This is a genomic window from uncultured Tateyamaria sp. (genome assembly GCF_947497045.1).
In the GTDB taxonomy this organism is placed as follows: Bacteria; Pseudomonadota; Alphaproteobacteria; order Rhodobacterales; family Rhodobacteraceae; genus Tateyamaria.
Genome location: NZ_CANMEU010000008.1, coordinates 1 through 11,851, shown reverse-complemented (window position 1 = coordinate 11,851; position 11,851 = coordinate 1). Strand labels below are relative to the sequence as shown.

Sequence of the window (11,851 nt, the reverse complement as noted above, 5' to 3'; positions counted from 1 at the left end):
CTAGGCGCTGACGAGCGGAGGGTTGACGGGCTGCGGCGCAATTACGGCAAACCGGATCACAGTGGCACCGGATGCGATAGGATGCAGATACACCTGCAGCGGTCCTTTGGTTTGATGCGTAATCTGGGCGTCCCAAGCGGCCCGTTCACCCAGTTTCATCACATAGTCGCGCATGTCGCCCCATGCGGGGTCCGGGTCGGACACTGATTGCCATTGCTTCATGGCGTCCACGATCGTGACGTCGGCAAAGCTGTTATCTGGGTCCATTTTCCACATGTCGCGGTAGGCTGCATTGCAGAACGTCAGCACGCCCGCAGATGAAAACGCGACAAGTGCATCGTCGAACGTATCCATCAGGGACTGCCCCATCTCCAGTTCCGCCCGGAAGTTGCGGGTCAGCGAGATTTCGGCGGTGATATCCTCGATCAGGAACGCGACCGCGCCATCGGGGTGTGGCCGACCACTGACCCTGAAGGTGTGCCCTGTGTCCAGCGTCCAGGTTTCCTGATAACTGCCATGGGTCGCGGCGGCGATGACCTGTGATATCTCGTGGCGCCACGACTTGTAGTTCTTGGGCTCTGGCATGACCCGATTGTCCCGCAGCCGGTCAAAGAACGACAACAAATCCGGCCGCGCGCTCAGGAAATCAGCCGGAAGAGACGTCAGATCGACCAGCGCGGGATTAAACAGCGCCAACTGCCCATTGCGATCAAAAATGGCAAGGCCAATGGACAGTTGGGCAAAGGTCTTGGCCAGCGTCTGCACAAAATTGCGCTGCGCAACCTCGGCCTGAATGACGGCATCTATGTCCACCGCATGAAAGACGATCGCGCTGTCTGCGCGTGTGGTGGTAACGTTGTACCATTGCGTCGCATCGGTGTTCGCAATTTTGACGGGTACCCTGAGCGTTTCTTTATTCTGCAGATCATGTGGCGCAATATCAAACAGCTGCTTGTCGGCATCAATCTGCGCAATTGAGCACAGCGCAGCATGGGCCGTATTGCGCCACACAATCTTTCCCTGCGCATCCGTGAGCCAAATGGGATAGGGCGCGTCAAAGGCAGCAAGCCGGAGCGTGTCCAACTCAGCCTCCATGGATTTGAGGTGATGCAGGATACCGGGATCTGTCAACGCGTCCTGTTCAATGACAATACGTGTCATGTCATTTTCCCGGCTCAGATGCAGGACGCCGGGGTCGTCATGCGCTGTTGCGCTGAGGGTCAACCGATTCACATCCTGCAAACCCTCAGCTTGGGGCAAACCCGGAAAACGCGAGGACAACCCGGCGCGCAAGGCGTGCCAATCCGTTTCGGATGCATCTGTCTTCATCACTGATTTTGCGCCAGGTGATGCGTGTTCCAAATGAAAATCCGAGAATAGGAAATGCAGCCCCTGCGCGTCGCCATCCGTGGCTGTCTGGTGCTGGGTGGTGGCACGCGACAAAAAGATCAAACCGGCCATCACCGACACGATTGCGCACCCACCAACAAAGAACATCTCGATCATCGACACGCGGCATGACCCTTCAGATAAATCAGCCTCGGCTTATGCGTCATCGAAGTTAACGCACCGTTAATAGTGTGCCGGTCACACTAGGGGTGAAGTGGCTGGTTCAGGTCTGGATCTGCGCGTTGTGCCCAGTGCGTATGGCATAGTCCCCTGTCCGCGCATCGACCTTGTTGCGGGGCCAAGAAACCTGAACAATCGCGCCGATATGTTTGCCCGCAGGCGTCGATGCCGCATATGGATCGGATCCGTTGGCAAAGGTCAGCTCTGCACCTGAGCGTTCCAGCAATGTCTTGGCAATAAACAATCCCAGCCCCATCCCTTCATATTCGGGCCGTTCCTGTTGATCAGATCCCGACTTGCGACGGCGCACGAAGGGGTCCCCGATCCGTCCTAGCAATTGAGGTGGAAAGCCGCGCCCATCATCTATGATGCGCAAGGTGATCCGCTCGGAGGTCCAATGTGCTTCGATCCAGACAGCGGTTCTGGCGAAGTCTACGGCATTTTGGATCAGGTTGCGCAGGCCGTGGATGATTTCGGGTTGGCGCAGGATTGCGGGTTGGTCAATTTCATCGCCCGCATTGGGATCATGGGTGTATTCGACCAGTTTGCCGCGATGTGCATGGGGTTCGGCAGCTTCTTGCACGACGGTCATCAAGGGGGCCTGGCGCAGGTGCAAATCGTCTTTGCCTGCGCGCCCCATGTCCCGCAGGATATCACGACACCGATCCGCCTGCTCGCGGATCAGGGCGGCATCGTCGCGCAATTCGGGGTGATCTGCCAGCTCGTCAATCAACTCGGCGCTGGTCAGCTTGATCGTGGCCAATGGGGTGCCAAGCTCGTGTGCGGCGGCCGCAACGACCCCACCCAGATCGGTCAGCTTTTGTTCGCGGGACAGTGCCAGCTGGGTGGCCGACAGTGCGTCCGACATAGAGTGGATTTCGGATGTGACCCGGCGTGAATAAAGACCGATAAAGCAAATCGCGATGACCAACGCGATCCAGTTGCCAAAGACGAACAGGTCCGGAATGCGCAGCACAAACCCATTCTGGGTGCGCAGCGGCAAATGATAGTCCGACAGTACTGTCACTATGATGATCGCCGCAGCACCAACCAACACGGTTGAACGCGTTGTTAGCACCGCAGCCGAAATTGTCACGGGCCCCAGCATCAACAGCGCAAACGGATTGTTCAGCCCACCGGTCAGAAATAACAGGAATCCCAGTTGCAGCAAATCAAACAGAACCATCAACAGGTTCTCGGACTCGGTCAGTCGCTTGTTTTCCGGGAACACGAAGATGGCGATCAGATTGCCAATCACCGACACGCCAACCGCCAGATAGCACAAGCCCAATTCCAATTGCAGGCCATACATCCGCTCGGCCACGGTCAGCGCCACAACCTGGCCGACAATGGCCACCCATCGCAGCAGGATCATCGTGCGCAGTCTGATCCAGTTTGATCGCTGCTGGCCTGTCAGGAGGCCGAAATCAGGTTGCGCCATTGTGTCACTACTTCGTTTGTTGATCTCTCGGCCGGGGTTGATAGCTAAGGGTCAGCATTCAACCGCACGGCCCTCGGCCTGAAAGGATTGTTATGACCCGTATCATCGCACCCGTTGCCGCTCTTGTCGCGGCCCTTTTTGTCGCCGCCACTTTCTGGTTTTCGAACCGTGGCGGAGAAGACGGTGCATTCGCACAATGCAATGCGACCCAGATTGCGGGCGACGGCAACAGCATTGGCGGCCCGTTTGAGCTGGTCAATGCGGCGGGCGAAACGGTGACCGACGTGGATGTCATCACTGAACCCAGCCTGATCTATTTCGGCTATACATTCTGCCCGGATGTTTGCCCGCTTGACACCGCACGCAACGCCGAAGCCGTGGATGTACTGGCCGAGCGGGGCATGTCCGTCACGCCTGTTTTCATCACGGTTGACCCCGAACGGGACACGCCCGAAGTGGTGGGTGACTATGCCTATAACCTGCATGAGAAGATGATCGGCCTGACTGGTTCACCCGAGCAGACGGATGCGGCCAGCAAAGCCTATCGCACCTATTACAAGGCCCACGACAAGTCCGATGAATTCTACCTCGTGGATCACTCGACCTTCACCTATCTGGTTCTGCCAGAGTACGGATTTGTCGAATTTTTCCGTCGGGATATTGATGCGGATACCATGGCGGATCGTGTCAGCTGCTTTGTAGAAAACGCCTGAAAAGGCGGAATAATTTGACCACACCCACACTGCGCTCCATATTCAGTCTCAACCAAAAACAAAAAGACATGGAAACTGGAGACTGAGATGGTCGACGCAGCGCAGCCAAATCTGGGTGAGGATAAATCGCTCTTGCTGGTGGATGATGACGAACCGTTTCTGCGGCGCCTGGCCAAGGCCATGGAAAAACGCGGGTTCGAGACAGAGACCGCAGACAGCGTCGCGGCAGGCAAGGCCATTGCAACAGCACGCCCGCCTGCTTATGCCGTCGTTGATTTGCGTCTTGAGGACGGCAATGGGCTGGATGTGGTCGAGGTGTTGCGTGAAAAACGGCCCGACGCCCGTGTCGTCGTTTTGACGGGGTATGGGGCGATTGCGACCGCTGTGGCGGCTGTGAAAATCGGTGCCACCGACTATTTGTCCAAGCCTGCGGATGCGACTGATATCATCAACGCACTGCTGGCGACAGGTGACGACCTGCCCCCACCCCCAGAAAACCCGATGAGCGCGGACCGGGTGCGTTGGGAACATATTCAACGTGTCTATGAGTTGTGTGATCGAAACGTGTCCGAGACGGCCCGTCGGTTGAACATGCACCGCCGAACATTACAGCGTATTCTGGCAAAGCGATCCCCCCGCTAAGACATCAGCCCGAGGTTTTTCGGGCCAGAGAGTGATCCTCGGACCCTGACCTGGTCTTTAAAGATCGTAACGCTTGAGGATCTTGTCCACCAATTGGCCGTTCGCAAGTTTGTAATCTTCGATCCGCCCATAGTCCTGAAAACCACGGGATTGGTAGTAGATCAGCCCACCTTTGTTATCGGCACGGATATTGGCGTTGATCCATGTGTACCCCAAGGCGTTGGCAGTCTTCTTGGTCGCATCGAACAGCTTTGACCCAATGCCAAGTCCGGTCTGGCCCACCTCAACAAATGTCGCGATTTCAGCGGCTTCGGCGGGCAGATAATCAGCGGAGTCAATCCATTGAAACCCCATGACCTTTTCGTCGTCGTTCACGGCAACGTGCCAGGCGGCGCGTCCACTGTCGTTGGCCATCCGGTCCTTCAGGTCGTCAGCGGTAACCTTGGTCACCAGTGCAGTTGTACCGCCCTGCTCGATAATCTTGTTCAGTAGGGTCGCCATGGATGACGCATCAAGGTCGATTGCCGGGCGAACATGTATCATTTGCATTGATCCAAAAGCTGTGCGTGGCGGGCGGTAAAATCGCGGCGGGTTTCAACGGGGGGGCGCAGTACAAGGGTCAGGCCCTCGATGATGGCGGGGTCGGGCTTGCCGAACAGCTTGTCAGCCTCACCTTGAGTGAAGCCGGCGATTTGCGTCGCTTCCATCCATGCGCTGATTTTGTCTGCCTTCTTGATCTGGCGCTTGATCGTGGCAGGCACCTTGGTGGGTAGGCCAAACCGGATGTGCACGGCCGCTTCAAGCCGTTCATCCAGCGCCCCATATCCGGGGCCCACGGCCGCCTTGACCGGAGAGATCATGTCGCCAATCACATATTCCGGGGCATCATGCAGTAACGCGGCGAGCCGCCACTTCGCCAGGGCCTTGGGTACCACCCGCCCAAACAGGGTTTCGACCAAAAGGGAATGCTCGGCCACTGAATAGGCGTAGTCCCCCACCGTCTGCCCATTCCAGCGAGCCACAAAGGCAAGGCCATGGGCGATGTCTTCAATCTCGATATCCATCGGCGTGGGGTCAAGCAGGTCAAGCCGACGGCCTGAAAGCATGCGCTGCCAGGCGCGGGGTTGTTTGGCCATGATGTGCGTTAAATCTTTATGTCTGGGTTCGGGGCGGCATAGACCACGCTGCTGTGTACTTTCCCCAATTGGTCATAGCGAAAGCCCGGAAACGTGTTCTGCACCCATTTAAAGTCATAGAAATCATCAACAACCAGAATTGGACGACACTTGCGGATCAGGTGGAAGGCTCCGCGCAACACCTGCTTTTCGTGTCCTTCAACGTCGATCTGTAAAATGGACACATTGCGCCAGCGCGGCACTGCAAAATCCAGCATCACCGATTTGACCGCCTCAACGCCCGCCCCTTTCTGAGGGACGACCTGGGCGTTCCCGCCAAGGGATTTGCCGAGCGGATCATGCGATTTCAGCAGCACACTTGTTTCGCGATCAGACACGGCCACGTTACGCAGTTGCGCGTTTTTTATGGCGTTCAGTTCAATGGTCTTGACCGCTGCACCATGGTTTTCTGTGTGAGGCTCAAACGCCCATATCTTGGCCTTGGGGGCCATGGCGCTGCTCAGACCTGGCAGAAAGTCCCCAAAGAATGTACCGACGTGGATAATGTCGCCCGTCCTGACGTTGTCGCGCATGAACGTGATGGTATCGGGGTGATGGACACCGCCGGACAACACGGTCCGACAGGTGAGGCGATCCTCAAGCCCTTCGGGAATATGATACCGGCCGTACTCGTTTTCGGCGACGCAGGGCATGTCAAAGTCCTTGGCCATATTAGGTTCCTTGCCGTCATCGTGTGATCTGTGACCACTGCGTCGGAATCGGTTGGTTTCAAAGACTGTATATTAGATCGGAAATAGTGGCGAGGTTATGGTCAGCGTGAACAAAAATGCACTCCAAAGCCGGATTGATCGACTGATACGGCGAAGCCTCGCTGAGGGTGCCGAAAAAGCGACAGCGCAAATGTGGGTGCCGGAACAGAGTGAGATGTGAACATTGGTGCAATATCTGGCTGATGGTAATCCATGCGTGCTGGCCCCGGCCTGTATCGTTGGGCGGCTAAGTGTAGTGTGACGTTCGCGCCGCATTGAGCCGACGGGCAGAACCTGATAGCGCATCCGCAAGCAATTGTAAGGATGATGCAAATGTCGCAGGACTATAAAGTCAAAGATATTGGACTGGCCGAATTTGGCCGCAAGGAATTGAATATCGCTGAAACCGAGATGCCGGGGCTCATGGCTCTGCGCGACGAATATGGTGAAAGCAAACCACTGAGCGGCGCGCGTATTGTCGGCTCGCTCCACATGACGATCCAGACCGCTGTTCTGATCGAGACGCTGGTCGAACTTGGCGCTGATGTCCGCTGGGCGTCGTGCAATATCTTCTCGACCCAGGACCACGCCGCCGCTGCCATCGCTGCAGGTGGTACGCCTGTCTTTGCCGTCAAAGGTCAAACGCTGGAAGAGCATTGGGATTACCTCGACAAATCCTTCATGTTCGAAGACGGGCCGAACCTGATCCTTGACGATGGTGGCGACGCGACCCTTTACATCCTGCTTGGCGCGCGCGTCGAGAACGGTGAAGAAGACTTGATCGCTGTGCCCACCTCCGAGGAGGAAGTTGCCGTGTTCGCTCAGATCAAGAAGCGCATGGCGGCCAGTCCCGGTTGGTTCACTAAGATGCGCGACCAGATCAAAGGCGTGTCGGAAGAGACGACAACCGGCGTGCACCGCCTTTATGATCTGGTGAAACAGGGCCAGCTGCCCTTCCCTGCGATCAACGTGAACGACTCGGTGACCAAGTCGAAATTCGACAACAAATACGGTTGCAAGGAATCGCTGGTCGACGGCATCCGCCGTGCCACCGATACGATGATGGCTGGTAAGGTTGCGGTCGTCATGGGCTATGGTGACGTGGGCAAAGGGTCGGCGGCATCGCTCGCCGGGGCCGGCGCGCGCGTGAAGGTTACCGAAGTCGATCCGATTTGCGCGCTTCAGGCCGCCATGGACGGGTTCGAGGTTGTATTGCTCGAGGATGTGGTCGGCACGGCTGATATCTTCATCACGACCACCGGCAACAAGGACGTGATCCGCATCGAGCATATGCGCGAGATGAAGGATATGGCCATCGTCGGCAATATCGGCCACTTCGACAACGAAATTCAGGTCGCAGCCCTCAAGAACCACAAATGGACCAGCATCAAAGAGCAGGTCGACATGATCGAGATGCCCAATGGCAATCGTCTGATCCTGTTGTCCGAAGGGCGTCTGCTGAACCTTGGCAATGCGACGGGCCACCCGTCCTTCGTGATGTCCGCGTCCTTCACCAATCAGGTGCTGGCGCAGATGGAGCTTTGGCTGAAGGGCGACGAGTACAAGAACGACGTCTACATCCTGCCCAAGCATCTCGACGAAAAGGTGGCGCGCCTGCACCTCGACCGGATCGGTGTGAAGCTGAGTAAGCTGGATGCAGAGCAAGCCGCCTATATCGGTGTCGCCCCCGAGGGCCCGTTTAAGCCTGAACATTACCGCTACTGATTGATGGGGGGCGGAGGACACCTCCGCCTTACATCCAAATTCCGGGCCTTGTGCGAGAGATCGCCGGGGCCCTTTTAGTTGTTATCAAGTGCGTTCCCGACACCAACTGCCGACCCGATCAGCCCGAACACGGTGCGCACGGAATTGACCGGGCTTTCGGTGGCCAACACCAGATCCTTGGGGTTGATGTAGAATTTGCGCGCGGCAAAGATATCCTCGGCCGAGGTCAGGTCGATGCTGAACACCACCTGCTGTTTCGATGGGCCAGTCCCATCCGCGCGCACTTGTTTGGCGCTATAGTCGCGCAGGATCAGGATGCCCTTGGGATTGGCACGCGCATCGTTGATGCCGCCGAGCAAGGCAAGGGCTTCGACGGCGGTCATGTGTTCCTGACTGAATGGCACAATCGTTTCGCTGCCTGTGGCACCAAGGGCGGCAAAGTACCTGTCATCTTCTTGCGCGATCACTTTGTCACCGCCGCGCAGGATCACATTGGCAGAGGCCCGTTGAAACAAGATGTCCGCCCGGATTTCATAGGTCTTACCGGCCCGGATCACCCGGACCAGTGGGTTTTCCAGATCGCTCGAGATGCCATCCGCCGCTGCAATAAGGCTCAGCAGGGAATAATTGCGGTTGGGCAGCGGGTAAGACCCCGGTGACGCAAACCCGCGCACCGCATCAACTGAATTGTCGGGGCCGGATTGCAGCGTCAGTTGGACCTGTGCGTCGGGCACCACGCGCTCCAACTCCGTCTCAATCATCCTGCGCGCCTGGTCGGGGGATGAACCGCTGATGCGTACCTCGTCGATATAAGGAACGAAGATCGTGCCAGAGGGGGACACGACCAGATCCTTCATCGTCACGTTTTTCTGCGAAGCTGGGATAAGCAGTGAGTTTACCTGACTGTCCCAGATCACCAGGTCAACCTTGTCCCCTGTGCGGATCACATTCGATCTGGGGCCGGATGTCCCGCTGAACCAATGATAGTGGCCAGCCCATCCTGTGGCCGGCCATGTGCGCAGTTGGGCAATATTGGCGGGTTTGATCGGCACGACCGCAAAGGAGGCTGTGTCGGTGTTCTGGCTGCGCACGACCTCACTCTGGATCGCGGCCCCACGGGGCAATGTGCAGGCAGCCAAAACCAATAGGCCCATCAAGGCGATCAGAAAACGAAATGAATGCTGCACTGTGTCTACGTCCCCTTGATCGCTCGCAAGCGATCCTTTCACGCAGCATTACCCCGAAAGCAGGCCGTTGGACATAGTTTTTCAGCCTACAGTTGTGAAATTACCCGGCATGGGCGTCTCCCTATCCGTCAGGACGCCGCTTTGGACGGTGGGTTGCCCAGGTCTTCGGCCTCCAGCACGTCAGTGTCTTCAATGACAGTGACAGCGGTTTCGGATGTCTTGTCAGGCGCCGATCCCACCAATAATGGCAGCACTTGGGTGCCGCCGGGCATCGTCACCTCGCTTGCCGGGGGGCGTTTCCATGCCAGCGTGTCAAAGGCAGAACAGTTGTCGCAGGTCGGTGCCCACTCGGTGTGGATGTTCTGGCAGTTTTCACAAACCCACTGTGGGCCGCGCGGTGCCGTCAGCGCACGCGCCAGCCATCCCTGGATCACGGCATCGCTCGCGCCTTCGCCCTTTTCGATGGCGGCCATAAGGGTCACGGACCGCGTTGTTGGATCGGTTTCAACCAGATCGCCGAGGGCGCGCCGCGCACTTGGGAAATCCTCTGCCGCGAGATGCAGTTCAGTCATCAGCATTTGCGTTTCAGAGTGGTCTGGATGGGTGCGGGTCAGCTGGGCAAAGCGTTTGACCCGCGCCTCAGGTGTTTCGTTCGGTTCAATTGCGGCGAACGTGGCGGCGAGATCGGGATGGGGTTGCGCCTCCCACGCCTTTTTCAACACACGGGTCGCATATTTCTTTTGGCCCTGGTCAATGTAACTATGCGCGGCCATGACGGCGGCGGGAATCAGATCGGGGGACAGGCGGTTTGCCTCGATCGCCGCTTCGCGCGCCTCAATAGTTTCGTCTTCGGCCAACACGTCGCGGGCCTCGCTCAGGGCCAGCACGGCGTCACGGCGTTTGTGCACATCACGTGGCAAAGACCCATGTTTCAGCTTGGCCGACAGGGTTTGACGGGCACCTGCCCAATCCTTGGTCTCGGCCTGAAGCTTCAACAGCACGTCTTGGGTGTCGATATGCTTGGGTTTCAGCGCAAACGCCTTTTGGGCCAGTTTCAGGGCTGTATCCGTATCTCCATCCGCCAACTTTTGCTTCATAATCCCGCGAACACCCACAAAACGGGTCGCGTCGTTTTCGACCAGCTTGCGATAGGTCTGTTCGGCCTTTTGGCGATCTCCGGCCATTTCGGCGGCTTGCGCGGTCAGCAGGTTCGTCAATTCGGGCCGGTTGAGGTACTTGTCCGCTTTCTCGGCTTTGGCGAGTGCGAGACGGCCTTCGCCAGATGCAAGCGCCATCATGCCTTCTGCCAGCGCATCGAACCCTTTGGCGGCTTTGTTCCGTGCGAAATAGCGGGACAAGGCCGTTTCATCCCCGTTCAGGAACGTCCAGCACACCACCAACAGGCTGAGCAATTTCAGCCCCAGCCAGATCACGATCACAAGGATCAAAAAGCCAATGACCGATTGCAGGGGGCCAAGCGAGTATTCCGTGCCCGCCACGACCACACGCACACCACCTTCGGATTCCAGCAACCAGCCGGCACCCAGGGCGAGTGCGGCCACCGCAACGACGAAAACGATAATCTTAACCAATGACCAGATCATAAAAAGGCCCCTTCAGAGTGCCGACAGGCGTTCCGCCAATGCGTTCGCCGCAGAAACGGCATCGTAGCGCGATTGCGCCTGTTCTATCCAGGTCGAGAGGGCAGCCTTGGCCGGATCAGGCAGCGTCTCTGCCTCGGCCAGTGCATCGCCCAATCTGTTGCTGCGCACGGCATCTTCGATTCGTGACAGAACGGCGTCCGGGTCGGCACCTTCGCGCGGGGCGACAGACCTTGCGCCCAGTTGGCGCTGGAAAAAGGTGCCAATGCCACTTTCGGTGTCACCCTCGCGTGCTGCGGCCAGCGCACTGCGCGCCGCATCTGGGATGTCCGTTTGCAGGGTCGACAGGGGTGTCACCCCATCCTGCGCCGCGTTGCGCAGAGTGTCAGGTACATCAATGGCTCCGGCTTGTTCCAAATCGGCCAGCGCGGCGACGAAAGGTGCCCCACTGTCGATGGCGGATTGAATGCGTGTCACAGCAGCACGGGCCAGTGTAGCATTCGCCTCGCTTTGCGTGTCGCGCTTGACCAGGCGGGCATCCGCGATCAGTTGATCAATCTCGGCCTGCTGTGCCTCTGCGGCGGCGCGCAAGTCGGCAAGGGCGGCGTCAATGGCTTCGGTGGGAAGCTCAATAACCGGCGCGGGGGCGGTCGGTTCTGGATCAGGTTGGGCCACCAGGACATCAAGGCGTGTCGCCAGCGTCAGAATTTGCGCTTCGATTTCGCTCAGGTCCACAGGTTCGGCTGCGGCGACAGGCGCATCGTCCGGGTCGGGCAGTGCTGCGACGGTCGCTTCAAGGTCTGCAAGCCGTTGAGTGGCCAGTGCCAATTCGTCCACAACGGCTTCGTCCACAATCTTGGCCCGCATGCTGGGGGGCAGGATGGGATCCAGAATTTCGGCGCGGGCGGCAATGAAACCCATAAGGGCCGCAATGATGCCGCCAAAGAACATGGTCAGCGCGCTGGGGCCTGTCTGTTCGGGCTGGACAGCATGTGGCGCAGGCGCAGCATTCTCTGGCTCTGGCTCTGGCTCTGGCTCTGGCTCTGGCTCTGGCTCTGGCTCTGGCTCTGGCTCTGGCTCTGGCTCTG

General features: G+C 58.1%; 11 protein-coding genes. 3 read left to right on the top strand and 8 right to left on the bottom strand.

What is annotated here, in order from left to right:
* Positions 1–1,506 carry a PAS-domain containing protein gene (locus tag Q0859_RS15190; RefSeq protein WP_299152997.1) on the bottom strand — a complete coding sequence of 502 codons (1,506 nt, stop codon included), beginning with the start codon at positions 1,504–1,506 and terminating at the stop codon, positions 1–3.
* Positions 1,507–1,612: 106 nt separating this feature from the next.
* Positions 1,613–3,010 carry a sensor histidine kinase RegB gene (gene regB / locus Q0859_RS15185; protein WP_299152601.1) on the bottom strand — a complete coding sequence of 466 codons (1,398 nt, stop codon included), beginning with the start codon at positions 3,008–3,010 and terminating at the stop codon, positions 1,613–1,615.
* 92 nt (positions 3,011–3,102) lie between these two features.
* Between regB and Q0859_RS15180 the strand changes: the two genes are divergently transcribed.
* Both Q0859_RS15180 and Q0859_RS15175 read left to right on the top strand, forming a co-directional pair.
* Complete coding sequence (locus Q0859_RS15180) at positions 3,103–3,723, top strand: SCO family protein (RefSeq protein ID WP_299152599.1); 621 nt, start codon at positions 3,103–3,105, stop codon at positions 3,721–3,723.
* A gap of 87 nt (positions 3,724–3,810) precedes the next feature.
* Positions 3,811–4,365, top strand: coding sequence for an ActR/PrrA/RegA family redox response regulator transcription factor (locus tag Q0859_RS15175; RefSeq protein ID WP_299152594.1), 555 nt, complete (start codon positions 3,811–3,813; stop codon positions 4,363–4,365).
* Between the two features lie 57 nt (positions 4,366–4,422).
* On the opposite strand, the gene Q0859_RS15170 is transcribed toward Q0859_RS15175, so the two are convergent.
* Genes Q0859_RS15170 through Q0859_RS15160 form a run of 3 tightly spaced genes read right to left on the bottom strand, consistent with a single transcriptional unit; the run spans position 4,423 to position 6,211 of the window.
* Positions 4,423–4,908, bottom strand: coding sequence for a GNAT family N-acetyltransferase (locus tag Q0859_RS15170; RefSeq protein WP_299152591.1), 486 nt, complete (start codon positions 4,906–4,908; stop codon positions 4,423–4,425).
* On the bottom strand, positions 4,905–5,501 hold the full coding sequence (locus Q0859_RS15165; RefSeq protein ID WP_299152587.1) for an HD family hydrolase: 597 nt from the start codon (positions 5,499–5,501) through the stop codon (positions 4,905–4,907). Before Q0859_RS15165 ends, Q0859_RS15170 begins: the two co-directional genes overlap by 4 nt.
* A gap of 8 nt (positions 5,502–5,509) precedes the next feature.
* Complete coding sequence (locus tag Q0859_RS15160) at positions 5,510–6,211, bottom strand: FkbM family methyltransferase (protein WP_299152583.1); 702 nt, start codon at positions 6,209–6,211, stop codon at positions 5,510–5,512.
* A gap of 372 nt (positions 6,212–6,583) precedes the next feature.
* Between Q0859_RS15160 and ahcY the strand changes: the two genes are divergently transcribed.
* Positions 6,584–7,975 carry an adenosylhomocysteinase gene (ahcY, locus tag Q0859_RS15155; RefSeq protein WP_299152580.1) on the top strand — a complete coding sequence of 464 codons (1,392 nt, stop codon included), beginning with the start codon at positions 6,584–6,586 and terminating at the stop codon, positions 7,973–7,975.
* 74 nt (positions 7,976–8,049) lie between these two features.
* Here ahcY and Q0859_RS15150 read toward each other — a convergent pair whose 3' ends face one another.
* The 3 genes from Q0859_RS15150 to Q0859_RS15140 form a co-directional block, all read right to left on the bottom strand.
* A complete protein-coding gene (locus tag Q0859_RS15150; RefSeq protein ID WP_299152576.1) occupies positions 8,050–9,162 on the bottom strand; it encodes a polysaccharide biosynthesis/export family protein in 1,113 nt (370 codons plus the stop codon).
* A gap of 128 nt (positions 9,163–9,290) precedes the next feature.
* Positions 9,291–10,766, bottom strand: a complete 1,476-nt coding sequence (locus tag Q0859_RS15145) for a heme biosynthesis HemY N-terminal domain-containing protein (RefSeq protein WP_299152570.1) — start codon at positions 10,764–10,766, stop codon at positions 9,291–9,293.
* A gap of 12 nt (positions 10,767–10,778) precedes the next feature.
* On the bottom strand, positions 10,779–11,851 hold a 1,073-nt coding region (locus Q0859_RS15140; protein WP_299152565.1), incomplete at its 5' end, for a hypothetical protein.

Bases quoted from the DNA above. Each gene is read 5' to 3' on its own strand.
- Q0859_RS15190 (WP_299152997.1), bottom strand. From the start codon at position 1,506: ATGATCGAGATGTTCTTTGTTGGTGGGTGCGCAATCGTGTCGGTGATG.
- regB (WP_299152601.1), bottom strand. From the start codon at position 3,010: ATGGCGCAACCTGATTTCGGCCTCCTGACAGGCCAGCAGCGATCAAAC.
- Q0859_RS15180 (WP_299152599.1), top strand. From the start codon at position 3,103: ATGACCCGTATCATCGCACCCGTTGCCGCTCTTGTCGCGGCCCTTTTT.
- Q0859_RS15175 (WP_299152594.1), top strand. From the start codon at position 3,811: ATGGTCGACGCAGCGCAGCCAAATCTGGGTGAGGATAAATCGCTCTTG.
- Q0859_RS15170 (WP_299152591.1), bottom strand. From the start codon at position 4,908: ATGATACATGTTCGCCCGGCAATCGACCTTGATGCGTCATCCATGGCG.
- Q0859_RS15165 (WP_299152587.1), bottom strand. From the start codon at position 5,501: ATGGCCAAACAACCCCGCGCCTGGCAGCGCATGCTTTCAGGCCGTCGG.
- Q0859_RS15160 (WP_299152583.1), bottom strand. From the start codon at position 6,211: ATGGCCAAGGACTTTGACATGCCCTGCGTCGCCGAAAACGAGTACGGC.
- ahcY (WP_299152580.1), top strand. From the start codon at position 6,584: ATGTCGCAGGACTATAAAGTCAAAGATATTGGACTGGCCGAATTTGGC.
- Q0859_RS15145 (WP_299152570.1), bottom strand. From the start codon at position 10,766: ATGATCTGGTCATTGGTTAAGATTATCGTTTTCGTCGTTGCGGTGGCC.